Below are 25,197 nucleotides of genomic sequence, written 5' to 3' on the forward strand. Positions count from 1 at the left end.
CTTGCCCTCTGGCTTTCGACCGGCTGCCGCCTCGCGCGGCCTTTGTCCGGCATTTCCTTCCGGCGGATGTTTCCGCTCAGAGTTCCGTTCTGACTTTCCACAATTCCGGGAAGAGTTCCACCTCCAGCATCCGCCGCAGGTAGGAAACCCCGCCGGTGCCGCCGGTGCCGCGCTTCAGCCCGATGATGCGCTCCACCGTGGTCACGTGGTTGAAGCGCCAGCGGCGGAAATAATCCTCGAAATCGACCAGCTTCTCGGCCAGTTCGTAGAGCGCCCAGTGGCGTTCCGGATCCTGGTAGACCGCCTTCCAGGCGCCCATGACGACGTCGCTCGCCGCCCGCTGCTGGCGCAGGTCCGGCCGCTCCGCCTCTCCCGACAGGTCGAAGCCTTCGCGCCCGAGCAGCCGGATCGCCTCGTCGTAGAGGCTCGGCCGCGCGAGGATGCCCTCCAGCACCGCCGTCGTCGCCGCGTCGTGGCCATGCGGCTTCAGCATGGCGAGGTTGCGGTTGCCGGCCAGGAACTCGATCGCCCGGTACTGCCAGGACTGGAAGCCCGACGACTGGCCGAGCGCCGAGCGGAAGCGCGTGTACTCGCTGGGCGTCATGGTGCGCAGCACGTCCCAGGCCCCGTTCAGCTGCTCGAAGATGCGCGCCACCCGGCTCAGCATCTTGAAGGCGGGGCGCAGGTCGTCGCGCGCGATGGCCGCCATCGCCGCCGTGAGCTCGTGGATCGCGAGCTTCATCCACAGTTCCGACGTCTGGTGCTGGACGATGAACAGCATCTCGTCGGGCGAGGAGGACAGCGGCGCCTGGGCGGCGAGGATGCCGTCGAGCTTCAGATAGTCCGAATAGGACATCCGCCGGGCGAAATCGGTGACGGCACCTTCCGTCGAGGGATCGTGCGGCGTGCTCATGTCACCTTGGCCCGCTGCTTGAATTCCGGACGGTCCCACAGCCGCTCGCCCATCACGCGCTCCAGCGTCGCGGCGGCGCGAAGCACGTCGTCGAGCCCGACATAGAGCGGCGTGAAGCCGAAGCGCATGATGTCGGGCGCGCGGAAGTCGCCGACCACGCCATTGGCGATCGCCGCCTGCATCGCGGCATACCCCTCGGAAAACGCGAAGGACACCTGGCTGCCGCGCCGTTCCGGATCGCGCGGCGAGGCCAGCGCGAGTTGCGGACAGCGCGCCTCCACCTCGGCGATGAAGGTCTCCGACAGCTCGATCGACCGCGCCCGCAGATCCGCCATCGACACCCCGTCCCACACCTCGAGCGCGGCGTCGAGCGAGGCCATCGACAGGATCGGCGGCGTACCGACCCGCATCCGGTTGACGCCTTCGGCAGGCGCATAGCCGAGATCGAAGGCGAAGGGCGCGGCATGGCCCATCCAGCCGGCGAGCGCCGGCGAGACACGGTCGCCGAGCCCGGGCCGCACATAGATGAAGGCCGGCGCGCCGGGGCCGCCATTCAGGTACTTGTAGCCGCAGCCGATGGCGAAGTCCGCGCCTGCGCCCTGGAGGTCGACCGGCAGGGCCCCGGCCGAATGGGCGAGGTCCCAGACCGTTACCGCGCCGGCGGCCTGCGCCTTCGCCGTCAGCGCCGCCATGTCGTGCAGCCGTCCCGTGCGATAGTCGACCTGGGTCAGCATCAGCACTGCGACCGTCTCGTCGATCGCGTGCTCGACCGCCTCGGGCGCGACGATCTTCAGGTCGTGCCCGCGTCCCAGCGCGGCGAGTGCCTGCTGCGCGACGTAGAGATCGGTCGGGAAATTGCCGCTGTCCGACAGCACGACCTTGCGCTCGCCCGAGAGCGAAAGAGCCGCCGTCAAGGCCTTGAAGAGATTCACCGAGGTGGAGTCGCCCGCCACCACCGATCCCGCCGGCGCGCCGACCAGCCGGCCGATCTTGTCGCCGACGACCTGCGGCAGGTCCATCCAGCCGGCCTCGTTCCAGCCGCGGATCAAAAGCGTCCCCCAGGACTGCGACACCTCCCGCGCCACCCGCTCGCGCGACGCGCGGGGCAGGGGGCCGAGCGAGTTGCCGTCGAGATAGACGACGCCCTCGGGCAGGTCGAACAGCGCGCGGGTCGCGTCGAAATCGGTCATTGCGTGGACTCCCGCAGCCTGAACCGCTGGATCTTGCCGGTCTGGGTCTTCGGCAGCGTGTCGGTGAAGATCACCGAGCGCGGATACTTGAACGGGGCGATGGTGGCCTTGACGTGGTCCTGCAGCCGCTTGATCGTGGTGTCGTCGGCCGCGCAGCCGGCGACCAGCACCACATGGGCCTGCACGATCTGGCCGCGCGCCTCGTCGGCGACGCCGATGACGGCGCATTCGAGCACGTCGGGATGAGCGAGCAGCGCCGCCTCCACTTCGGGTCCGGCGATGTTGTAGCCGGCCGAGACGATCAGGTCGTCGGCCCGCGCGGCGAAGTGGAATCGCCCGTCCTCGTCCTGGTAGAAGGCGTCGCCGGTGATGTTCCAGCCCGCCTTGACGTATTCGCCCTGCCGATCGTCGGCGAGGTAGCGGCAGCCGGTCGGGCCGCGCACGGCGAGCTTGCCGACGGTGCCGCGCGGCACCTCGTTCATCGCCTCGTCGACGATCCTTGCCTCGTAGCCCGTCACCGGCCGGCCCGTGGTGGCAGCGTGCCGGTCGTCGAGCCGGTTGGAGATGAAGATGTGCAGCATCTCGGTCGCGCCGATGCCGTCGAGGATCGGCTTGCCGGTCTTCCGCGTCCAGTCCTCGAACACCGGCCCCGGCAGCGTCTCGCCGGCCGATACCGCGATCCGGAGCGACGACAGGTCGGCGCCCTCGTCCATGGCCGCCAGCATCGCCCGATAGGCGGTCGGTGCGGTGAAGGTGATCGTGGCGCGGTACCTCTCGATGATCTCGACCATGTTCGGCGGCGAGGCGTTCTCGAGCAGGGCCGCCGCCGCGCCGAAGCGCAGCGGGAAGATCGCGAGCCCGCCGAGCCCGAAGGTGAAGGCGAGCGGCGGCGAGCCGACGAACACGTCGTCCGGCGTCACGCCGAGCACCTCCTTGGCATAGCCGTCGGCGATGATCAGCAGGTCGCGGTGGAAATGCATCGTCGCCTTCGGCACGCCCGTGGTGCCCGAGGTGAAGCCGAGCAGCGCCACGTCGTCGCGCCCCGTCTTCACCGCCTCGAAGCGCACCGGCTTGTCGAGGGCGGCGCGATCGAGTTCGGCGTCGTGGTTGGCGGTGCCGTCGAACCCGACCACCTGCTTCAGGAAGCGGCTCTGCTTGGCGCAGGCCACCATCTCGTCCAGCGCCCGCGTGTCGCAGAGCGCCAGCGCGATCTCCGCCTTGTCGACGATCTTGGCGAGCTCGCCGGCCCGCAGCATCGGCATGGTGTTGACGACGACGGCGCCGGCCTTGGTGGCCGCGAGCCAGCAGGCGACGACGGCGGGGTTGTTCGGCCCCCGGATCAGGATTCGGTTTCCGGGCCTTACGCCGTAATCCTCCACCAGCGCATGCGCCAGCCGGTTGGTCCAGTCCGACAGTTCCTTGTAGGTGCGCCGGCGGCCATTGCCGATCAGCGCCGTGTTGTCGCCGAAGCCGCGCTCCACCATCCGGTCGGAAAGCTCGACGCCCGCGTTCAGCCATTCCGGATAGTCGAAGCCCTCGAGCAGCAGATCCGGCCACCGGTCGGCCGGGGGGAGGTTGTCGCGGGAGAAGGTGTCTGTGTGGGCGGAGGGACCGAGGATCATGGCTGGGCGTCCGTGCATGGTAACTCTCCGCGTTCGAAAAGCACCCCCTCACCGACCCTGCGGGCCACCTCTCCCCCTGCCCGGGGGAGAGGAACCCAGGCTGGAGACGCGTCCCTGCAGAGAGCGATTTCGTCCAACTGCGGATGTGCCGCCGACGGTTGGCGATTCCTCTCCCCCGGGCAGGGGGAGAGGTGGCACGCGAAGCGTGACGGTGAGGGGGTGCTTCGGCCTCGCGAAGACACTGCCGCTTGCGACATCATACCCCCTGACCCCCCATCACCTGCCGCGCGATCACCACCTTCTGCACGTCCGACGCGCCCTCGTAGATCCGCAGCGCCCGGATCTCGCGATAGAGGCTCTCGACGATGTGGCCCTTGCGGACCCCGTCCCCGCCATGCAGCTGCACCGCCGCGTCGATCACCGCCTGCGCCCGGTCGGTGGCATGGAGCTTGGCCATCGCCGCCTCGCGCGTCACCCGCGCGGCACCCGAATCCTTGGTCCAGGCGGCGCGGTAGACGAGCAGCGCCGAAGCATCCACGTCGAGCGCCATGTCGGCGACGTGGCCCTGCACCATCTGCAGGTCGAACAGCGGTTTTCCGAACAGTTCCCGTTGGTTGGCGCGGATAAGCGATTCATCGAGTGCACGCCGCGCGAAGCCGAGCGCGGCTGCGCCCACCGTCGAGCGGAAGACGTCGAGCACCGACATGGCGATGCGGAAGCCGTCGCCCGGCCTGCCGATCATCGCCGCCGCCGGCACCCGCACGCCGTCGAAGGCGAGGCGCGCCAGCGGATGGGGCGCGATGGTCTCCAGCCGCTCGGCCACCGTCAGGCCGGGCGTGTCGGCGGGCACGAGGAAGCAGGAGATGCCGCGCGCCCCCGGCGCTTCGCCGGTGCGGGCGAAGACCGTGTAGAGGTCGGCGATGCCGCCGTTGGAGATCCAGGTCTTCTCGCCGGTGAGCACGTGGTCGGAGCCGTCGCGCACGGCCTGCATGTCCATGTTGGCGACGTCCGAGCCCGATCGCGGCTCCGACAGCGCGAAGGCCGAGATCGCCTCGCCGCGCCGGGTCTTGTCGAGCCAGCGCCGCTGCTCAGGGCTGCCGAACAGGCTGATCGCGCCGGTGCCGAGCCCCTGCATGGCGAAGGCGAAGTCGGCGAGCCCGTCATGGCGGGCGAGCGTCTCGCGGGTGAGGCAGAGCGTGCGCACGCCGAGCGGGCCGGGGGAGGCGGGGTCGACGGCGGTGGGCAACAGCCAGCCGTCGCGCCCGAGATCGGCCACCAGCCTGCGGCAGGCGGCATCGACGTCATGGTGGTCGACGGGCAGGTTTTTGTTGCACCACGCCTCCAGCCGTTCGGCATGGGCGCGGTGGTGGTCGTCGAAGAACGGCCAGGCGAGGAAGGAGCGGTCAGGCATGCCGCGTCCCTCCCTCGTTCGACGTCAGCGCTCTGCCGCGCCCCCCTCTGGCCTGCCGGCCATCTCCCCCACGAGGGGGGAGATCGGCAGCTTCAACGACGACGCCTACCATGCAACGTTCGCGGTTGGCGAAAGCCGATGCGACAGCTGATCTCCCCCCTCGTGGGGGAGATGCCCGGCAGGGCAGAGGGGGGCGCGACGGAACGCGAGGTTCGCAAGTCGAGCGAAATGCAAAGCCCTCCATCCCTCAATCCCCCGCAAACACCGGCCGCACCTTCGCCACGAAGGCCTCGTAGGCGCGGCGGAAATCGCCCGTTTGCATGCAGATCGCCTGCGCCTGCGCTTCCGCCTCGATCGCCTGCTCGAGCCCCATCGACCATTCCTGGGCGAGCTGCGTCTTGGTGATGCCGTGCGCGAAGGTCGGGCCGGCGGCGATCTGGGCCGCCAGCGACAACGCTTCCGCCTCCAGCGTCTCGGCCGGCACCAGCCGGTTGTAGTAGCCCCAGCGTTCGCCCTCGGCGGCACTCATCGTGCGTCCGGTGTAGAGCAGTTCGGCCGCGCGGCCCTGGCCGATGATGCGCGGCAGCATTGCGCAGGCGCCCATGTCGCAGCCGGCGAGGCCGACGCGGGTGAACAGGAAGCCGGTCTTGGCCTCGGGCGTCGCCATCCGGATGTCGGAGGCCATGGTGATGATCGCGCCGGCCCCCACCGCCACGCCGTCGACGGCCGAGATGATCGGCTTGCCGCACTGGAGCATCGCCTTGACGAAGTCGCCGGTCATGCGCGTGAAGGCGAGCAGGCCCTTCATGTCCATCCTGGTCAGCGGCCCGATGATCTCGTGAACGTCGCCGCCCGAGGAGAAATTGCCGCCGTTGGGCAGGAACACCACCACGTCGACGTCGTCGGCATAGGCGAGCGCCCGGAACGTGTCGCGCAGCTCGGCATAGCTCTCGAAGGTCAGCGGGTTCTTGCGGTCCGGACGGTTGAGCCGCACCTGCGCGACCCCGTCCTTCGCCTCCCACAGGAAGTGCTGCGGCTTGAACCCGGTCATGGCGGTCAATGTTCGTCCTCCCAGTTGCTGCGGAACGTCTTCAGCATCGTCGACAGCCGCCGCGCGTCCGGTTCGCCCACGTCGCCGAGCAGGTCGTCGATCCAGCCCTCGTGCGCGGCAGCCATGGTGCGGAACGTCTCGGCGCCGCGCTCGGTCAGCGTGACGATCGAGGTGCGGCGGTCGCCGTCGCGCCGCGTCCGCGCCACGTGGCCGTCCTTGACGAGCCGGTCGACGATGCCGGTCACGTTGCCGTTGGACACGAGCAGGTAGCGCGACAGGTCGCTCATCAGCATGCCGTCCGGCGCCCGGTTCAGCGCCGCCATCACGTCGAAACGCGGCAGGGTGGTCTCGAACTCGCGCTTCAACCGGGCCTGCACCTCGTTCTCGACGATGCGCGAGACACGCAGCAGCCGGATCCAGAGCCGCAGTCGCTCCTTGGAGGCCGGCGGCGCGTCGAGCGTGGCGAGCGAGGCCTCGGCCATCACCCGCCTCCCGAGATGGCGATGGGCTGGCCGGTCACCGAGACGGCGGCATCGCTCGCCAGCCAGACGACGGCGGCGGCGACCTCCTCGGGCTGGATCAGCCGGTGGTTCGGGTTGGATTCGGCAAAGCCGCGGCGCGCCGTCTCGCGGTCGCGGCCGGTCTTCTCCATCACCCGGGCGATGGACTCCTCCAGCATCTCGGTCTCGACATAGCCCGGGCAGACCGCGTTGACGGTGACGCCGGTCTTGAGCAGTTCGACCGAAAGCGCCCGCATCAGGCCGACGACGCCGTGCTTGGAGGCGACGTAGGGCGCGACATAGGCGGCCCCCCGCAAGCCGGCCACCGAGGCCACGAAGATGATGCGCCCGCGCCGGCGCTCCGCCATGCCGGCCAGCGCCGGCCGCACGGTCAGGAACGCGCCCGTCAGGTTGACGTCGATGATCCGGCTCCAGTCGGCGAGCGCGGTCCTGTGCGCCGGCGCGCTCGAGGCGATGCCGGCATTGGCCACCACGATCTCGATCGGCCCGCGCGCGGCTTCGGCCTGCCGGTAGAGCGCTTCGACGGAGGCTTCGTCGGTCACGTCGGCGGTGACCACATGGAGCCGAGTGTGCAGCGCCGCGACCGCCTCCAGCGGCTCCTTGCGCCGGCCGCAGATGGTGACTTCGACGCCCGCTTCGGCGAGCGCGAGCGCCGCGGCCTTGCCGATGCCCGTGGCGCCGCCGGTGACGAGGGCGTGGGTGAGGGAGATGGTCATCTGGCGGAGCCTTTTTTCGGATCGACCCCAGCGGAGCTGTCTGACCACGGCCAACCTCCAGCCGGACAGGAACGTCGCTGTTCCCCCTCACCGTCTCGGGCTTCGCCCGAGCCACCTCTCCCCCACATTGTGGGGGAGAGGAACCGCGGCCCCGCCGCCCTGCCTTTCCTCTCCCCCGGGCAGGGGGAGAGGTGGCTCGCGAAGCGAGACGGTGAGGGGGCGCTTGACGCCGAGCGAACAGGCATGGAAGCGGACACCCCCATCACACCTTCCCCGTCATCTGGTCCTGCCGCTCCGCCAGCCGGTACATCTGGTCGCGGCCGGCGAGATAGGGCTTCGGCCACGTCACCCCCCGGTCGCCCAGTGCCGCTGCCGCGTGCAGCGTCCAGTAGGGGTCGGCGAGGTGCGGGCGGGCGAGGCAGACGAGGTCGGCGCGCCCGGCCATCAGGATCGAGTTGACGTGGTCGGGCTCGTAGATGTTGCCCACCGCCATGGTCGCCATGCCGGTCTCGTTGCGGATGCGGTCGGAAAAGGGCGTCTGGAACATCCGGCCGTAGACCGGCTTCGCCCGCCTCGACGTCTGCCCGGCCGAGACGTCGCAGATGTCGACGCCGGCCTCCTTCAGCATCCGCGCGATGGCCACCGCCTCCTGCGGCGTCACGCCGTCCTCGCCCACCCAGTCGTTGGCCGAGATGCGCACCGAGATCGGCTTCGCGTCCGGCCAGACGGCCCGCACCGCATGGAACACCTCCAGCGGATAGCGCATCCGGTTCTCCAGGCTGCCGCCATAGTCGTCCGTGCGCCGATTGGTCACCGGCGTGATGAAGGACGACAGGAGGTAGCCATGCGCCATGTGGAGTTCGATCATGTCGAAGCCGCAGCGCTCGGCCATCCGCGCCGACGCCACGAACTCGTCGCGCACCATGTCCATGTCGGCGCGGTCCATCGCCTTCGGCACCGCATTCGCCTCCGACCAGGCCACCGCCGAGGCCGCCATCAGCGGCCAGTTCCCCGAAGGCAGCGGCGCGTCGGCGTCTTCCCAGCCGACCTGCGTCGAGCCCTTGGCGCCGGCATGGCCGATCTGGGCGCAGATCTTCGCCTCCGTCTCGGCATGGACGAAGTCCACCAGCCGCTTCCACGCCGTTTCGTGCTCCGGGGCGTAGAAGCCGGGGCAGCCGGGCGTGATGCGGCCTTCCGGCGACACGCAGGTCATCTCGATCGTCACCATCGCCGCGCCGCCCTTGGCGCGCTCGGCATAATGGGCGAAATGCCAGTCGGTCGGGCAGCCGTCGATGGCCTTGTACTGCGCCATCGGCGAGACGACGACGCGGTTGGCGAGCTCCATGTCGCGCAGCCTGAACGGCGCGAACATCGGCGCCCGCGCCGCATTGCCGGTGCTGCCGGCCTGCTGCTGGAACCAGCGTTCGGCGCCCGCCAGCCAGGCCGCGTCGCGCAGCCTGAGGTTCTCGTGGCTGATGCGCTGCGAGCGGGTGAGCAGGGAATAGTTGAACTGCACCGGGTCGAGGTTGAGATAGCGCGCGATGTCCTCGAACCATTCGAGCGAATTGCGCGCCGCCGACTGCAGCTTCAGCACCTCGGTGCGCCGCGCCGCCTCGTATTTCGCGAAGGCGGCGGCGAGTGTCGGTTCCGAGGTGACGTAGTCGGCGAGCGCGATCGCGCTCTCGACGGCGAGCTTGGTGCCCGAGCCGATCGAGAAATGTGCGCTCGCCGCCGCATCGCCCATCAGCGCCAGGTTCTCGTGCGACCAGCGCTCGCACAGCACGCGCGGGAAATTGATCCAGGCCGAGCCGCGCACGTGGTTGGCGTTCGACATCAGCGGATGGCCGCCGAGATGGTCCTTGAAGATCGCCTCGCAGGTGGCGATGGACTCCTCCTTCGACATGGTGCCGAAGCCGAAATTGTCCCAGGTCTCCTGGCTGCACTCGACGATGAAGGTCGCTGTGTCGGGATCGAACTGGTAGGCATGCGCCCAGACCCAGCCCTTGTCCGTCTCCTCGAAGATGAAGGTGAAGGCGTCGTCGAACTTCTGGTGCGTGCCCAGCCAGACGAACTTGCAGGCGCGCATCTCGATGTCGGGCTTGAAGATGTCGGCGAAGGCCGTACGCGTCTTCGAGTTCAGGCCGTCGGAGGCCACGACCAGATCGTAGCGCTCCATGTAGAACCGCGGCTCGCGCGCCTCGGTCTCGAAGGCGAGTTCCACGCCGAGTTCGCGGGCGCGCGCCTGCAGGAGGATCAGCAGCTGCTTGCGGCCGATGCCGCAGAAGCCGTGACCCGACGACACCGTGCGCGTGCCGCGGTAGGTGACCGCGATGTCGTCCCAATAGGCGAAATGCGCGCGGATGCGTTCGGCGCTGACCGGATCGTTTTTCGCCAGATTGTCGAGCGTCTCGTCCGACAGCACCACGCCCCAGCCGAACGTGTCGTCCGGCCGGTTGCGCTCGATGACGGTGACGTCATGCGCGGCATCGCGCAGCTTCATCGAAATGGCGAAATAGAGACCGGCGGGACCACCGCCAAGGACCGCGATCTTCATCTCGCTCGTGCCTCCATCGCCAGACTGTGGAGGCAGCATGACAGCGGCCCCGGGATATTTCAAGCTTGAAATTTCAAGATTGAAGGAATGGTCTTGGCGGCGCGGCCGCTCCACCGCCACTGCCACTGCCACTGCCACTGCCACCGCCGCTCCACCGCCGCTCCACCGCCGTCATCCTCGGCCTTGTGCCGAGGATCTGCCGACCGTCGAGAACCCGGCGTGTCCCGGCACTCCGGCACGTACCCGGAATGCGTGAAACCCGAGGCTGGGGCAGATCCTCGGCACAGGGCCGAGGATGACGGCCGTCGGCGTGCGATGCCGCTTGCCCGCCGGACGATCACCGAGATGCCCGGCCGAGCGTTGACGGCATCGGCGCTCCACCGCCGTTGCCGCTCGAACGCCGCCGCTCCGCCGCTGTAGCGCGGCCACCGCTCCACCGCCGTCATCCTCGGCCTTGTGCCGAGGATCTGCCGACCGACGAGGGTCCGGCGCGTCCCGGCACTCCGGCACGTCGCCGGAATGCGTGTAACCCGAGGCCCGGGCAGATCCTCGGCACAGGGCCGAGGATGACGGCCGTCGGCGTGCGATGCCGCTTGCCCGCCGGACGATCACCGAGATGCCCGGCCGAGCGTTGACGGCATCGGCGCTCCACCGCCGTCGCCGCTCGAACGCCGCCGCTCCGCCGCTGTAGCGCGGCCACCGCTCCACCGCCGTCATCCTCGGCCTTGTGCCGAGGATCTGCCGACCGACGAGGGTCCGGCGCGTCCCGGCACTCCGGAACGTACCCGGAATGCGTGCAACCCGAGGCCGGGGCAGATCCTCGGCACAGGGCCGAGGATGACGGCCGGTGTCGTGCAGTCACGCCTGCCCGGCGGACACGCGAGGAAGAGGAGTGATGGCATCGACAGGTCTCCAGGCCGCCCGAAAATACCCGCCGGCTCTGTTCCCCGCCCTCGACAAGCCGCTACAATCCGGTCAAAGGGCAGGGCGGTCCGCCGCCGTCGGAAAGGCCGCCATCAGGGAGAGAGTGCCATGATCCACCGCCAGATCGCCGATTGGGACGACGCCTATGCCAACGGGCCCAACATTCCCGGCGGCGACCGCTGGCCGGCGGCCTGGGTCGAGCCCGCCCGCGCCTATCGCGAGGAGATGGCCGCGGCCGGGCGCGCGCGGCTCGGCGTCGCCTACGGTTCGGGCGAGCGCAACGCCTACGATCTCTTCCTGCCGGCGATCGAGCCTGCCGGTCTCGTCGTCTTCGTCCATGGCGGCTACTGGATGCGCTTCGACCGCAGCCTGTGGTCGCATCTGGCCAGGGGCTGCGTCGAGAGCGGCTTCGCCGTCGCCATGCCGTCCTATTCGCTCTGCCCGTCCGTGCGCATCGCCGACATCACGGCCGAGGTCGGGCAGGCGATCGCGCATGCGGCGGGCGAAGTGGCCGGGCCGGTCTTCCTCACCGGGCACTCCGCCGGCGGCCATCTCGCCACGCGCATGGTCTGCGCGAACACGCCGCTGCCGGATGCCGTGCGCCGGCGCATCCGCAACGTCGTCTCCATCTCCGGCGTCCACGACCTGCGCCCGCTGATGCGGCTTGCGATGAACGAGACGCTGCGCGTCGACGCCGCCGAGGCTCGGGCCGAGAGCCCGGCGCTGCTCGAACCGCTGCCCGGCACGCGCCTCTGCTGCTGGGTGGGGGCCGGCGAGCGTGCCGAGTTCATCCGCCAGAACGCGCTGCTCGCCAATGTCTGGACCGGCCTCGGCGCCGCCACCGCCTGCGTGGAGGAACCCGACCGCCATCATTTCAACGTCGTCGACGGCCTCGCCGATCCCTCGCACGCGCTGACGCGCACGCTGTTGACAGGCTGAACCGATCCGCCGAAGGTCGCCGCGCGGCAGCCGGTTCGACCTTGGCCGCACAGCAGATGGAGTGCCCATGCGAGCCGTTTTCGTCCAGGTCCAGTGCATCCCCGGCAAGACCTATGCCGTCGCGGACGCCCTCTTCGAACGCGAGATCGCCTCGGAACTCTATTCCACCAGCGGCGACTACGACCTGCTGATGAAGCTCTACATCCCCGAGGACGTCGACATCGGCAAGTTCATCGACGAGAACGTCGCCGACGTCCCCGGCATCTTCCGCACGCTGACGACGCTGACCTTCAAGGCGTTCTGAGGCCGGGCAGGCGAGGGCGAAACGCCGGCGACAGCCGATCTCCCCCCTCGTGGGGGGTCCGAAGGACGGGCGAGACCGGTGGCTCGCCCCGCCCGGCAGGACAGAGGGGGGCGCGACGGAACGCGGCCCTTCCCGGTGGTCGTCTCGACGCACTGGCCGGCCCGCCACCGCTTGCACTTTACGACACCCCCCTCTGCCTGCCGGCATCTCCCCCTCAAGGGGGGAGATCGCAGTGTCGGCGGCGGCGTTCGTCTGGCGACGACTGCATTATCGCGAAGCCGGCGGCGCGCCTGATCTCCCCCCTTGAGGGGGGTCCGAAGGACGGGCGAGACGAGTGGCTCGCCCTGCCCGGCAGGGCAGAGGGGGGTGCGACGGAGCGCCAGGTCTGAGATTGGCTGTTCGAACGGCTGTTTCGGCTTTCGCGTCTGCGCTCTACGGCGCCCCCCTCTGGCCTGCTGGGCAGGGCGAGCCACTCGTCTCGCCCGTCCTTCGGACCCCCCTCAAGGGGGGAGATCCGCAGCGTCCCCCCTCTCACGCCAGCGCCGCCTCCCGCCTCGTCCGCGTCTTCGTCAGGATCGCCAGCATCACGCTCACGTTGAGCACGTTCCAGGCGATGCCGTTGAGGAAGGCCGCCGCATAGGAGCCGGTCCAGTCGTAGATCACGCCGGACATCCAGCCGCCGACCGCCATTCCGGCGATCGTCGCCATGATGACGATGCCGATCCGCTCGCCGGCCTCGCGCGGCGGCAGGTATTCGCGGATGATGATGGCGTAGCAGGGCACGATGCCGCCCTGCGACAGGCCGAAGACGAAGGAGACGACGTAGAGCGAGGCGAGCCCGTCGAAGGGGATGTAGAGGAGCAGCGACAGCCCCTGCAGCACCGAGCCGATGAGCAGCGTCTTCACCCCGCCGATGCGGTCGGCGACGAAGCCCGAGGCGAGCCGGCTGACGATGCCGGCGGCCAGCATCAGCGACAGCATCTCCGCGCCCCGCGCCACGCCGAAGCCGAGGTCGGCGCAATAGGCGACGATGTGCACCTGCGGCATCGCCATCGCCATGCAGCAGCCGAAGCCGGCGACGATGAGCAGCGTCAGCAGCGCCCGGTTCGACAGGTCGATGGCGAACTTCGGCCTCGGTGCTGCGCCCGCGCCGCCCGCCGGTTCCGGCGCCCGCCCGCGCAGCAGCATCGACAGCGGCACGATCGTGACCGCGCAGAAGACGCCGATGCCCATCGATGTCATCCGCCATCCGCCATGTTCCAGCCCGTACTGCACCACGAAGGGCCAGATCGCGCCGGCGAGGTAGTTGCCGGTGGCCGATGCCGCCACCGCGATGCCGCGCCGCTTCTCGAACCAGCGCGAGACGTCGGCCATCAGCGGCCCGAAGGTCGCGGCCGTGCCGATGCCGATCAGGAGCTGCGCCGCCGCCAGCATCCAGATGCTCGGCGCCCAGGCCGCCGCCACGAAGCCGGCCGCCGAGACGACGGCCGCGACGGCCACCGGAACGGCCACGCCCATCCGGTCGACGAAGCGGCCGATCACCACGTTGCCGATGGCGAAGCCCACCATGGTCAGCGTGTAGGGCAGCGACGCCTCGCCGCGCCCCACCCCGAACTCGGCCTGCGCGGCCGGCAGCATGACGACGATCGCCCACATGCCGACGCTGCCGATCGTGCCGAGCAGCATGGCGACGGCGAGCCGGAACCAGGAATACGAACTGTCCGGCGCATAGGCGCGGCCGGGCGAGGGGGCGGCTTGAATCACGATCTTCCTCCCGGAGCGTCACGCGCCCCGGACCGACGATGGCGGAGCAGGCGGTCGCGCACCACCCGCCAGTGGCGCAAGGGTGGTGGGCCAGGGGAGAGCGCGCCTTTCCGGGTCGCCCGGCGACCGTCTGCGTCGGACGGTCGTCCGGGCAGAGCGGAAACATCGGGGCGGCTTCGGCGGTGGGTCGGCAGTCTCGCGCGGTTCGGCCGGACGCGCGGGGGAGCGAATGCGAGACGCGCAGGGCACGGCTGCGCAGCTTCGAGCGACCGGCACGGCGGCTTTCGGTCCGCGACCGTTCACTGCATCCGGGGTCCCGCCGGCCGGAACCGCCGCGCAGGCCGCCCGGGTTCGGCTCACCGCCCCTTCGTCCGCCCATGCGCCTGCGGGCCGCGCGGAGACCTCCGCCGGCTGATAACATTCCGGGATGATCGCACGGGCCGGCCCGCGGCCTCAGGACGTGTCCCAGGGCCGGCGCGCGACGAGGACCGGCGTTGCGGCCCGCGCCGCACCCAGGCCATGCCCGGCGCCCGGACGGCGCGGGCCGTGGACGCCCGCCGTCCAGGCGTGGCGCAGGCAGTCGGCCTCGAGCAGGCCCTGCAGAAACGCGGCGATCCAGCGCAGGCGCCAGGCGAGGATCCCGGCCGTGGCGGGGCTGCTGCCGGAGAGGTCCTCGTCTTCGAAGAAGCGCCCGTCGAGGCCGGCCTCCTCGGCGCATAGCGGGTCGCGATGCCCTCGGCGCGGCGCAGCGCGGCGAGCACGATCCAGCGGACGAGGAAGGAGCGGACGGCGGCGCGCTCGGCGAGCGCCGCCAGCGCGAGCAGCGTCGCGATGATCCGTCTCACGATGCGTTCGTCCACGTCCATTGCCGCTCCTTTCACCGCGCGCATCGTACGGCCGGTGGCGGGGGGCGTGGAAAGAGCGCCTGAGATTTCGCGCAAGCGGTTGATTCTGCCGGCGGCGACGTGCGCAGTTTTGTTCGAGCGCGCGAGCGGAAGGCGGCGGCGCTGGCGGCAGCCTGTCCTCCACCCCACGCAGTGGGGGCGGAGGTGGCGTCGCGAAGCGACGACGGAGGGGGGGGACGACGCTGGAGGATGCGGCGACGACCGTGGAGCGGCGGCTACGGGCGACGGCTCGGGCCTCGTCGTGCACCGGATCGCGGGCATGTCCGGCGAGGCATGGATCCCGGATACGGCGTCCTGCGCTGCGCTCGGACGCCTTTCCGGGATGACGAAGAGGAGGGGAGCGGTCCTGATCTTCGGCGCGCCGATGCGCGGGAAAGTCGCTGCGATCTCGACATGCCGGCCGTGCCGGACGTCCACCGTCCCGGACCGGCGGGGTCCCCCCTCCGCCTCGCTCCGCTCGGCACCTCCACCCCACTGCGTGGGGTTGGAGGATGGGCGTCAGCGCCGGTGGCAGCCTGTCCTCCACCCCACGCAGTGGGGGCGGAGGTGGCGTCGCGAAGCGACGACGGAGGGGGGGCCACGCTGGGGGATGCGGCGACGACCGTGACGACGGCGCTGACGCGCAGCGGCATCTGCCTCGTCGCGCACCGGATCGCGGGCATGTCCGGCGAGGCATGGATCCCGGATACGTCGTCCTGCGCTGCGCTTGGACGCCGTTCCGGGATGACGAAGGGGAGGGGAGCGGTCCTGATCTTCGGCGCGTCGATGCGCGGGAAAGTCGCTGCGGACCTCGCCGCATCCGTCGTGCCGGACGTCCACCGTCCCGGACCGGCCCGGCGGGGTCCCCCCTCCGCCTCGCTGCGCTCGGCACCTCCACCCCACTGCGTGGGGTTGGAGGATGGGCGACAGCGCCGGTGGCAGCCTGTCCTCCACCCCACGCAGTGGGGGCGGAGGTGGCGTCGCGAAGCGACGACGGAGGGGGGGGACGACGCTGGAGGATGCGGCGACGACCGTGGAGCGGCGGCTACGGGCGACGGCTCGGGCCTCGTCGCGCACCGGATCGCGGGCATGTCCGGCGAGGCATGGATCCCGGATACGGCGTCCTGCGCTGCGCTCGGACGCCGTTCCGGGATGACGAAGGGGAGGGGAGCGGTCCTGATCTTCGGCGCGCCGATGCGCGGGAAAGTCGCTGCGGACCTCGCCATGCCGGCCGTGCCGGACGTCCACCGTCCCGGACCGGACCGGCGGGGTCCCCCCTTCCGCCTCGCTCCGCTCGGCACCTCCCCCCACTGCGTGGGGTTGGGGGATGGGCGTCGGCGCCGGTGGCAGCCTGTACTCCACCCCACGCAGTGGGGGCGGAGGTGGCGTCGCGAAGCGACGACGGAGGGGGGGACGACGCTGGAGGATGCGGCGACGACCGTGACGATGGCGCTGACGCGCAGCGGCATCTGCCTCGTCGCGCACCGGATCGCGGGCATGTCCGGCGAGGCATGGATCCCGGATACGTCGCCCTGCGCTGCGCTTGGACGCCGTTCCGGGATGACGAAGGGGAGGGGAGCGGTCCTGATCTTCGGCGCGCCGATGCGCGGGAAAGTCGCTGCGGACCTCGCCATGCCGGCCGTGCCGGACGTCCACCGTCCCGGACCGGCCCGGCGGGGTCCCCCCTCCGCCTCGCTGCGCTCGGCACCTCCACCCCACTGCGTGGGGTTGGAGGATGGGCGTCAGCGCTGGCGGCGGGCTATCCTCCACCCCACGCAGTGGGGGCGGAGGTGGCGTCGCGAAGCGACGACGGAGGGGGGGCGACGCTGGAGGATGCGGCGACGACCGTGACGACGGCCACGACCGTGGAGCGGCGCCGACGGGTGACGGCATCTGCCTCGTCCTGCACCGGATCGAGGCGCAACCGGCGAGGCATGGATCCCGGAGACGTGCCGTCTCGCTCCGCTCGCCGCCGCGTTCCGGGATGACGAAGGGGGGAGGGGCGGCCGGGGAAGTGCAGCGGCAGCGGCACCCGTCCTGCATCGGATCGGGGCGCAGCCGCCGAGGCATGGATCCCGGATACGTCGCCCTGCGCTGCGCTTGGAAGCCGTTCCGGGATGACGAAGGGGAGGGGCGGCGGGGGCCTGGCGGAGCGGCGGCGTGCCGCGGACCGCTTGTCGCGGTCCGCCGTCGTCAGACCTTGACGACCACCTTCATGAAGTCCGGCAGGTCGTCGCCGAAGCCGACGGTGCCGTCGTTCATGTCGTCGTTGCGACGGTGGCGGTTCGAATTGGCCGGCGCACGGGCGGCGGCCGGTGCCGGGCGCGGCGGGGCGCTGCGGCGGGCGGTGTTCTCGCTGCGGATGGCGTCGCGGCGCTCGCGACGTTCGACGGGCGCGGCTTCGACAGCCTCGTCGAGTTCCACCGATTCCGCCACGGCCTCGGCCACGGGGCTGCGCACCGGCCTGTCCTCGCGCTCGACCCGGGCCTTGCGCTCGACCCTGTCCTCGGCGGGCTTCTCCGCGCGCGCCGGCCGGTCCTCGCGGGCGGGCCTGTCCTCGCGCGGCGCACGGTCGCGGCTGCGGCCGCGCTCGCGCCCGCCATCGTCGCGCTCGCGGCGTCCGGAGGCGCGCTTCGGCGCCCCGCGGCCGCGGCGCGGCGCGTCGTCCTCGCCCTCGCTCTGCACCACGGTCGACAGGTCGCCGTCGTGCCACTCGATCTTGTTGCCGGTCAGCTTCTCGATCGCGTCGAGATACTTGGCGTCCGACTTCGTCACGATGGTGAAGGACTTGCCGAGCCGCCCGGCGCGGCCGGTGCGGCCGATGCGGTGGACATAGTCCTCGGCATGGATCGGCACGTCGAAATTGAACACGTGGCTGACGTCGGGAATGTCGAGCCCGCGCGCCGCCACGTCGGAGGCCACCAGATAGCGCAGCTTGCCATCGCGGAAGCCCGCCAGCATCGCCATGCGGGCCCGCTGGTCCATGTCGCCATGCAGCGCGCCGGCGTCGAAGCCGTGCCGCACCAGCGAGCGGAACAGTTCCGACACGTCGACCTTGCGGTTGCAGAAGATGATCGCGTTCTTGAGGTTGTCGTCCTCCTCGCGCATCAGCCTGCGCAGCGCCTCGCGCTTGTCCCAGCCCTTGGTGCCGGACTTGACCAGCCGCTGCGTGATGTTGACGCCCGTCGAGGCGGCCTTCGACACCTCCACGCGCACCGGCGCCTGCAGGAACTGCTCGGTGAGCTTGGTGATCTCCGGCGGCATCGTGGCCGAGAAGAACAGCGTCTGGCGGGTGAAGGGGATCAGCTTGCAGATGCGCTCGATGTCGGGAATGAAGCCCATGTCGAGCATGCGGTCGGCCTCGTCGATGACGAGGATCTCGACGCCGGTGAGCAGCAGCTTGCCGCGCTCGAAATGGTCGAGCATGCGGCCGGGCGTCGCGATCAGCACGTCGGCGCCGCGCTCCAGCTTCTTCTCCTGCTCGTCGAACGACACGCCGCCGATGAGCAGCGCGATGTTGAGCCGGTGGTTCTTGCCGTACTTGATGAAGTTCTCTTCCACCTGCGCGGCGAGTTCCCGCGTCGGCTCGAGGATCAGCGTGCGCGGCATGCGCGCCCGGGCGCGGCCCTTCTCGATGCGCGTGATCATCGGCAGCACGAAGGCGGCCGTCTTGCCGGTGCCGGTCTGGGCGATGCCCAGCACGTCCTTGCCGGCGACCGCGTGCGGGATCGCGCCCGCCTGGATGGGGGTGGGGGTGGTGTAGCCGGCGTCGGTGACGGCGGCGAGCACCTTGGCCGACAGGCCGAGGTCTGAAAACTTCACCGCTTCCGGAGCGTTCTGGTCGTCTGATGACACGATATCGATTGTCTTTTATTGTCTGCGGGCCGCGTCGGAGGTGCGCGGCGGACCGGGCGCTTTTGCGCAATGCGTCAGTGCCGTTACGGTGCAATGCGGCAAAAGTCAACCTTTCGCAGCGTCCGCGCGGCGGAAAGCTGAACGGAAACCGGCCACTGGGGTTCCGTCCGCCGCTTCGGCCGTCCGCTTCCGGCGCTCGACCGGCCCGCATGGCGCCCGGCGTTCCCCGCCCGCGCGCCCCGGGTGGCGGCCGGCGGCGCTTGCAGCCGGGCGCTCCGCTCCCGCCTCAGTAGCGGAACTGCTCGGCCAGGATGCGCTCGTCCCAGGAGTGGCTGGCGTCGAACAGGATCGTCGCCGTCGCGTCGGATGTCTCGCGGATGGTCACCGAGATCACCGACTTCACCTCGGTATGGTCGGCCACCGCGTTGACCGGCCGCTTGCCGGCTTCCAGCACGTCGAAGCGCACCGTCGAGCGGTTGGGGATCAGGGCCCCGCGCCAGCGCCGCGGCCGGAACGCGCTCACCGGGGTGAGCGCCAGAAGCGGCGCGTCGAGCGGCAGGATCGGTCCCTGCGCCGAGAGATTGTAGGCCGTGGAACCCGCCGGCGTCGCCACCATCACGCCGTCGCAGATCAGTTCGTCGAGCCGCACGTGGTCGTCGATGGTGATGCGCAGCTTGGCTGCCTGGTAGGATTGCCGCAGAAGCGACACCTCGTTGATCGCCAGCGCGTCGACCTCCGCGCCGTCGGCCGTGATCGCCCGCATCCGCAGCGGCCGGATCGTCTCGGCGATCGCCGCCGCCACCCGCTCGCGCAGGCCGGCCTCGCGGTATTCGTTCATCAGGAAGCCGACGGTGCCCTGGTTCATGCCGTAGATCTTGCAGCCGGCATTCATGTTGGCGTGCAGCGTCTGCAGCATGAAGCCGTCGCCGCCGAGCGCCACGATGACGTCGGCCTCCTCCGGCCGCTCCTGGCCGTAGAGCGCCGAAAGCCGGCGCGCGGCCTCCTGGGCCTGCTCGGTCTCCGAAGCGATGAACGCCAGGGTCGGCAGCGTTGCGTCCATGATCTCTCCACCCGCCGCCCGCAACGGGCCGCCGGGGCGGGGTAGCATGGCGGGCGGAGGCGGGAAAGCCGCGATCCGCCCGGCTCGACGCGCCGCAAGGGCCTTTACTGCCGCGCCGATTGTGCTAACCAGCGCCCATGCCCTTGTAGCTCAGCTGGTAGAGCAGCGGTTTTGTAAACCGAAGGTCGCGGGTTCGATCCCTGCCGGGGGCACCAGCCACACGATCCGTGCCAGCATCGGCGCTCGATGAGGTTCCGAATTCTGTCGATCGTCGCGCTGGGCGCAGCAGCCGTTGTTTGCCTGGTTCTGCGAGCTGTGCCATCGTTCCGGCACGGGCGAGGGTAAGCATGCTGGTGGGGACGTCATCGTCTGCCACTTCGTGACCCGGTGGAAAAGCGATACTCTGGACGCGGAGTTCCGCCGCCTCCTGGCGTTCGTCCAGGACGTCGATCGAGGGTGAGGACCGAATGACGATCCCGGACTATCAGGCCCTCATGCTCCCCGTTCTGCGCCACGCCGCTGCCGGCGAGCAGCGCGTGCCCGACGCCGCCGAGCGGATCGCCGACGAATTCGACCTCTCGGCCGAGGAACGCGAGGAGTTACTGCCGAGCGGACGGCAGCGCGTGCTGCACAACCGCATCCACTGGGCGAAGTTCTACATGTCGAAGGCGGGGCTGATCGCCTCGCCGTCTCGCGGACGGTTCGTCGCCACCGAAACCGGGCGCGCGCTTCTGGCCTCCCCGCCCGATCGCCTCGACACCGAGTTCCTGCTCACCTATCCGGCGTTCCGCGCCTTCTACCAGAAGGAAGCAGCTGAGGCGGAAGGCGCCGCCGTCCCGCCGGTCGAGACGCGGGCCGACAAGGCGCCGGAGGCGACGCCGGAAGAGCAGATCGAGGCGGCGTACCGCGCGCTCAACGCTTCCCTTCGTGCGGACCTTCTGGAGCGAATCCGTGACAACTCCCCGGCCTTCTTCGAACGCCTCATCGTCGAGCTTCTGGTCGCGATGGGCTATGGCGGCGGCCACAGGAACGCCGCCGAGCAGCTCGGCCGTTCGGGCGACGGCGGCGTCGACGGCGTCATCAACGAGGATCGCCTCGGCCTCGACCGGATCTACGTCCAGGCCAAGCGCCTTGCCGGAGGCAACGCGATCAGCCGCCCGGACGTGCAGGGCTTCGTCGGTTCGCTCGTCGGCTTCGGCGCCGGCAAGGGCGTCTTCGTCACGACGTCGAGCTTCACGAAGGCCGCCGTCGACTATGCGCGAAACCTGCCGCAGCGGGTGATCCTGATCGACGGCGAGCGGCTGACGGCCCTGATGATCGAGCACGGCGTCGGCACCCGGCTGCACAGCCGCATCGACATCCAGCGGCTGGACGAGGACTTCTTCAGCGAGGAATGACACGCCGCGAAGCCGAACCGCGACCGGCTCTCGGAAGCGATGCCGTCATACCAGAAGCCTCGCGCAACGTCCCGAAGACGAAGGATTACGCTATCCAGGGCTTCTCCGGTCAAGCCTGCGACCGATCCAACTGGCTCAACCGAAGCGACGCACCCGCCTGCTCCGGTTGGACAGCTTCCAGCACTGTGCGGGATTGGAAGGCAGGAGCCCGGTGCGGCACGACAATCTCAGTGTCTTCGGACGACGTTCCCCCCCCGCCGCCCGCTCCCGCCATTTCCACTTTTCTAACCACTCCCTGCAACCGGAAGTTCATAGCCAGGGGTGTATGAAGCCGTCGTGTAAAGGAAAACCGCTGCGAAAAGAGCGGTTTGGCGTTGTCGCGGCAAAGCGGCGGGAAAGGGGTCGTGGTGACTTTGGTCGGGCCGATGGGCAGGGTATTGAAGCGGTTTGCGGCCGATGCGTCGGGCAACATGCTCGTGCTGTCGGCCCTGTCGATGCCTGTCGTCATCGGCTGCGCGGGGCTTGCGGTCGAGTACGGCTCGGCCGTCGGCCTGCGGGCGCAGAACCAGCGCATGTCCGATCTCGCGGCCTATGCCGGCGCGGTCGCCTATGCGCGCGAGCAGTCCGAAGAGCGCATGCGCGCGGCGGCCCTCGCTGTGGTGGCCCTCAACGGCGGCGACCCGCAGCAGGCCGAGGTCAGCCTCGTCGCCTCGCCGCTCGACCCTGACGCCCTCGCCGTCCGGGTCGACGTGGCGGGCGTCCAGCCGGCCTTTCTGTCGGCAATCCTGAGCGACGTGATCGCCATTCCAGTGCTTGCCGGGTCCACCGCCATCCTCGGCAGTCCGGCGCGGGAGGAGGGGGGCGGCTGCATCGTGGCGCTCGATGCCGCGCAGTCCGGCATCACGCTCTCCGGCGGAACCACGCTCAACGCGCCGGATTGCGCCATCGCCTCCAATGCCGCCGTGGTCGTGCCCTGCGGCACCCGGGTTTCGGCGCTGAAGGTCACCTACGGATCCACCCTCGACAATTGCAGATGGGACACCAACGTCCGGGAAACGGTCGCCCGCCAGTCCGTCACCGATCCGCTCGCCGGCCATACGGGCATCGCGGCCGCATGGGCCCGCGTGGCCTCCGTGAACGCGATGCAGTGGCCGCCGGTGCCCTCGGTCAAGAGTGGCACGGACGTGCATTTCGAGGGCGGGTGGAACCAGACCACCGTCGCGGCAGTGAAGGCGAAGATGCCCATCGGCTGCAGCGCGGCCTGGAACGCGCCGCGGTGGACCGTCGACTGTTCCGGCGTCTCGTCCGGGCAGGAGATCCGGTTCGGGAACATCACCGTGGCGGGAGGCGTCACCCTCGACGTCGATCCCAACGGGAAGGGGCGGACCTATTACGTCAACGGCGGCATCGAGACGGGCTCGTCGGGCGAGTTCAGGTTCGGCGGCGGCAACTGGACCATCCGCCAGGGGCTGCGGGTCCAGGGGTCGGCGTCGGTCACCTTCGGCGCGGGAAGCTTCCTGATCGGCAACGGCAAGTTCACCTGCGGCGGCAGCCAGCCGAGCATCTGCGTGCAGGGAAGTGGGAGCCTCGTCTTCGGGGACGCCTCGATGTTCAACCTCGGATACGGCCTTCGCATCGAGGGCAGCACCAGGGTGGAACTCGGCGGCGGCAGCGGCAACGCCTACCACATCGGCAACAGCGGCGGCACGGCGGTGGCCCTGGAAGGAAGCAGCCGTCTGAGGACGGGCGACGTCTCGGCGGCCGACGGGTTCCGGATCAAGGGCGACGTGAAGACGGCCGGCGGCTCCTGCGCGTGGTTCGGCCGCGCCGCGCACAGCGACGTCGACGGCCAGATGTCGCTCTCGGGCGGCAGCCGCCTCGGCGCGGGCACGTGGACGGTGAACGGCGGCTTCCAGCTCGGTGCGTCGGGCGGCGGCGGCGTGACCTGCTTCGGACAGGAGGTGAGCCTGCTCGGCCAGGACGTCACCCTGGTCGTCTCCGGCAAGGGCGTGAAGTCGTCGGGATCGTGCGGCGACGCCGCCTTCTGCGCGACGGCCGGTTACAGAAACGTCACGCTGTCGGCGCCGACGACGGGCGCGAATGCCAACGTCGCGCTGATCGGTCCGCAGACCTCCGCCACGACCACCGGCGCTTCGTTCGCCGCCGGCGCCGCGAGCGCGCGGATCTCCGGTGCCTTCTACTTTCCGAACGGCCCGCTGGAGATGTCCGGCGGTGCAGGCGTCGGCGGCGGCACGGGCGGCTGCTTCCAGGTGGTGGCCTCGCGGGTCACGCTGACGGGCGGAACCACCGGAGCGTCGAACTGCGAGATGAGCGCAGAGAGCGGAGGCGCGCAGGAAACCGTGGCCGTGAGGATCGTCCGGTGAGCGGCATGGCGGAATCCCTGCGCGCGCGGCTGCGGCGCTGCCTCGCCCGCGCCCGCGACGCCGAGGCGGGCCTGTCCAGCGTGGAGTTCGCGCTGATCGCACCGGTGCTCATCGTCATCATGGCAGGAATAGCCGACGTCGGCGATCTGCTGGTCTCCCGGTCCGACGTCAGCTCCGCCGTGTCGGCGGGCTCGAATTTCCTCCTGGTCAATGCGGGCCGCGTGGCGGAAGCTCCCGAAGAGGTCGCGCGCCAGACCGCCGCAGTCGCCGCGAACCGCCTTCCCGGCGGCGGGGTCGTGCGCGTCATCGTCAACGGCGACCTCACGGTGGTCAACCGGGACGGACGCTTCTCGACCGAAGGGAGTGCCGCATCCGCTGCCCGGTGCTTCTGCGCCACGCCGTCGGGCACCGCCATGTCGTTCGGAAGCGCGCTCGAATGCGGCCGGCCCTGCGGGACGGGCGGCTACGCATCCCGGTACGTGCAGATCGTCGTGTCGCGCAGTTTCGAACCGAAGTTCGGCGGCCTCCTCCTGGTCTCGTCGGGCGATTCCATCACCGTCGATTCCACCGTGAGCGTGCCGTGAGACGCGCGCTGCGCCGCTTCCTCGCCTGCCGTGCCGGGTCCAGCGCGGTGGAGGTCGCCATCCTGGCGCTGCCGATGTTCGCGCTGCTGTTCGGAAGCATCGAAGGCGGGAGGGCCTACTGGACCAGCCAGGCCGTCAAGGACGTGGCCACCTCGGTCGCCCGGTGCATCGGCATTGCCCAGCCGGAATGCGCGCCCGGCGGGACCTTCGACGCGGCGCAGGCCCGCACCTACGCCGTCGCCGCCGCGCGAGGGCTCGGCGTCCTTCTCGATCCGGATCTGGTCGAGATCGACGGGGAGGGCACCTGCGCGGGCATCGGCGGCTTCGCCGTCGTGACCGTGTCCTACAGGTTCCTCTCGCCCGTCGGCTTCGTCTTCCCGGAAGACATCGTCATGACGGGACAGTCATGCTTTCCGGTGGCGGGAGGCTGAGCCGCAAGCGGAGGGGTGTTCGGTCGCGCCCCTACCGCAGTTCCTCCCCCACGTCGTCGAGATATGCCAGCTGGTCCCGCGTCAGGTGCAGCCAGGGACGCTCCTGCCGCTGCCGGGCCTCGAAATCCGAAATCTCGGCGAGGTCGTCGGCGAGGATCAGGCCGATCTCGTCGAGGCCCTCGATGAGCGTGCGCCTGCGGTGCGGGTCGATGGCGAAGGGCAGCGTGCGGCCGTCCTGGAAGCGGATCTCCTGCGCCTCGAGGTCGATCGTCAGCGGCCGCGCGGCGTCGGCCTCGGCCATCACCGACGCATGCGCGGCCTCGTCGAGCACGATCGGCAGCACGCCGTTCTTGAAGCAGTTGGAAAAGAAGATTTCGCCGAAGCTCGGCGCGATCACGCAGCGGATGCCGAAGTCGGCGAGCGACCACACCGCCTGCTCGCGGCTGGAGCCGGTGCCGAAGGCGCGGCCGGTGACGAGGATGCGGGCCTCGTTCCACGGCGGCGTGTCGAGCACGAAGCGCGGGGCCTCGCCCTTGCCGTCGCGGTTGGTGCGGCGCTCGTTGAACAGCTGTTCGCCCAGCCCCTTCTTGTCCGGCAGGAGCAGGAAGCGGGCGGGGAAGATCACGTCGGTGTCGAGATGCGTCTCGGGCAGGGGGGCGGCGATGCTGGTGAGCGTGGTGAACTTGTCCATCG

18 protein-coding genes and 1 tRNA gene are annotated in these 25,197 nt (G+C 70.2%); 7 read left to right on the plus strand and 12 right to left on the minus strand.

Going from position 1 to position 25,197, the window contains the following annotated elements; all coding sequences use genetic code 11:
• Positions 1 to 76 precede the first annotated feature (76 nt).
• From kynA to IAI54_RS01870, 8 genes are all read right to left on the minus strand, one after another.
• Positions 77 to 913 (minus strand): tryptophan 2,3-dioxygenase, encoded by an 837-nt coding sequence (kynA, locus tag IAI54_RS01835; protein ID WP_187970738.1) that lies wholly within the window; start codon positions 911 to 913, stop codon positions 77 to 79.
• The gene (gene kynU, locus IAI54_RS01840) at positions 910 to 2,103 is read right to left on the minus strand and encodes a kynureninase (protein WP_187970739.1); all 1,194 of its coding nucleotides are present in this window, start codon (positions 2,101 to 2,103) and stop codon (positions 910 to 912) included. The genes kynA and kynU overlap by 4 nt, the downstream gene beginning before the upstream one ends.
• Positions 2,100 to 3,722, minus strand: a complete 1,623-nt coding sequence (locus IAI54_RS01845; protein WP_187972975.1) for an AMP-binding protein — start codon at positions 3,720 to 3,722, stop codon at positions 2,100 to 2,102. The genes kynU and IAI54_RS01845 overlap by 4 nt, the downstream gene beginning before the upstream one ends.
• Positions 3,723 to 3,981: 259 nt before the next feature.
• Positions 3,982 to 5,136, minus strand: a complete 1,155-nt coding sequence (locus IAI54_RS01850; RefSeq protein WP_187970740.1) for an acyl-CoA dehydrogenase family protein — start codon at positions 5,134 to 5,136, stop codon at positions 3,982 to 3,984.
• A 247-nt stretch (positions 5,137 to 5,383) separates the two neighbouring features.
• Positions 5,384 to 6,187: an enoyl-CoA hydratase family protein gene (locus IAI54_RS01855; protein ID WP_420838287.1), complete on the minus strand. Its 804-nt coding sequence runs from the start codon at positions 6,185 to 6,187 to the stop codon at positions 5,384 to 5,386.
• A gap of 5 nt (positions 6,188 to 6,192) precedes the next feature.
• Positions 6,193 to 6,669 (minus strand): MarR family winged helix-turn-helix transcriptional regulator, encoded by a 477-nt coding sequence (locus tag IAI54_RS01860; protein WP_187970742.1) that lies wholly within the window; start codon positions 6,667 to 6,669, stop codon positions 6,193 to 6,195.
• Entirely contained in the window at positions 6,669 to 7,424 is a 756-nt protein-coding gene (locus IAI54_RS01865) for an SDR family NAD(P)-dependent oxidoreductase (protein ID WP_187970743.1), read from the minus strand. Before IAI54_RS01865 ends, IAI54_RS01860 begins: the two co-directional genes overlap by 1 nt.
• Before the next feature lie 262 nt (positions 7,425 to 7,686).
• Entirely contained in the window at positions 7,687 to 9,978 is a 2,292-nt protein-coding gene (locus IAI54_RS01870) for a bifunctional salicylyl-CoA 5-hydroxylase/oxidoreductase (protein ID WP_187970744.1), read from the minus strand.
• A 1,032-nt stretch (positions 9,979 to 11,010) separates the two neighbouring features.
• On the opposite strand from IAI54_RS01870, the gene IAI54_RS01875 reads away from it, so the two are divergent.
• Both IAI54_RS01875 and IAI54_RS01880 read left to right on the plus strand, forming a co-directional pair.
• A complete protein-coding gene (locus IAI54_RS01875) occupies positions 11,011 to 11,841 on the plus strand; it encodes an alpha/beta hydrolase (RefSeq protein ID WP_187970745.1) in 831 nt (276 codons plus the stop codon).
• A gap of 67 nt (positions 11,842 to 11,908) precedes the next feature.
• Positions 11,909 to 12,145, plus strand: coding sequence for an Lrp/AsnC ligand binding domain-containing protein (locus IAI54_RS01880; protein WP_187970746.1), 237 nt, complete (start codon positions 11,909 to 11,911; stop codon positions 12,143 to 12,145).
• 531 nt (positions 12,146 to 12,676) lie between these two features.
• On the opposite strand, the gene IAI54_RS01885 is transcribed toward IAI54_RS01880, so the two are convergent.
• From IAI54_RS01885 to IAI54_RS01895, 3 genes are all read right to left on the minus strand, one after another.
• The gene (locus IAI54_RS01885) at positions 12,677 to 13,909 is read right to left on the minus strand and encodes an MFS transporter (protein WP_420838258.1); all 1,233 of its coding nucleotides are present in this window, start codon (positions 13,907 to 13,909) and stop codon (positions 12,677 to 12,679) included.
• Positions 13,910 to 16,986: 3,077 nt separating this feature from the next.
• Positions 16,987 to 18,648, minus strand: a complete 1,662-nt coding sequence (locus IAI54_RS01890; RefSeq protein WP_187970747.1) for a DEAD/DEAH box helicase — start codon at positions 18,646 to 18,648, stop codon at positions 16,987 to 16,989.
• 286 nt (positions 18,649 to 18,934) lie between these two features.
• Complete coding sequence (locus IAI54_RS01895; protein ID WP_187970748.1) at positions 18,935 to 19,708, minus strand: NAD kinase; 774 nt, start codon at positions 19,706 to 19,708, stop codon at positions 18,935 to 18,937.
• Between the two features lie 139 nt (positions 19,709 to 19,847).
• Here IAI54_RS01895 and IAI54_RS01900 point away from each other — a divergent pair.
• The 5 genes from IAI54_RS01900 to IAI54_RS01920 all read left to right on the plus strand — a co-directional run bounded on the left by IAI54_RS01900 (position 19,848) and on the right by IAI54_RS01920 (position 24,504).
• Positions 19,848 to 19,923, plus strand: a tRNA-Thr gene (locus tag IAI54_RS01900).
• Between the two features lie 252 nt (positions 19,924 to 20,175).
• Positions 20,176 to 21,105, plus strand: a complete 930-nt coding sequence (locus IAI54_RS01905; RefSeq protein ID WP_187970749.1) for a restriction endonuclease — start codon at positions 20,176 to 20,178, stop codon at positions 21,103 to 21,105.
• A 404-nt stretch (positions 21,106 to 21,509) separates the two neighbouring features.
• Positions 21,510 to 23,489 (plus strand): pilus assembly protein TadG-related protein, encoded by a 1,980-nt coding sequence (locus IAI54_RS01910; RefSeq protein WP_187970750.1) that lies wholly within the window; start codon positions 21,510 to 21,512, stop codon positions 23,487 to 23,489.
• Between the two features lie 5 nt (positions 23,490 to 23,494).
• On the plus strand, positions 23,495 to 24,073 hold the full coding sequence (locus IAI54_RS01915; protein WP_187970751.1) for a TadE/TadG family type IV pilus assembly protein: 579 nt from the start codon (positions 23,495 to 23,497) through the stop codon (positions 24,071 to 24,073).
• Positions 24,070 to 24,504 (plus strand): TadE/TadG family type IV pilus assembly protein, encoded by a 435-nt coding sequence (locus IAI54_RS01920; protein ID WP_187970752.1) that lies wholly within the window; start codon positions 24,070 to 24,072, stop codon positions 24,502 to 24,504. Before IAI54_RS01915 ends, IAI54_RS01920 begins: the two co-directional genes overlap by 4 nt.
• Positions 24,505 to 24,535: 31 nt before the next feature.
• On the opposite strand, the gene leuD is transcribed toward IAI54_RS01920, so the two are convergent.
• A complete protein-coding gene (leuD, locus tag IAI54_RS01925; protein ID WP_187970753.1) occupies positions 24,536 to 25,195 on the minus strand; it encodes a 3-isopropylmalate dehydratase small subunit in 660 nt (219 codons plus the stop codon).
• Positions 25,196 to 25,197: the final 2 nt, after the last annotated feature.

Source organism: Aquibium microcysteis (genome assembly GCF_014495845.1).
Classification (GTDB): Bacteria; Pseudomonadota; Alphaproteobacteria; order Rhizobiales; family Rhizobiaceae; genus Aquibium; species Aquibium microcysteis.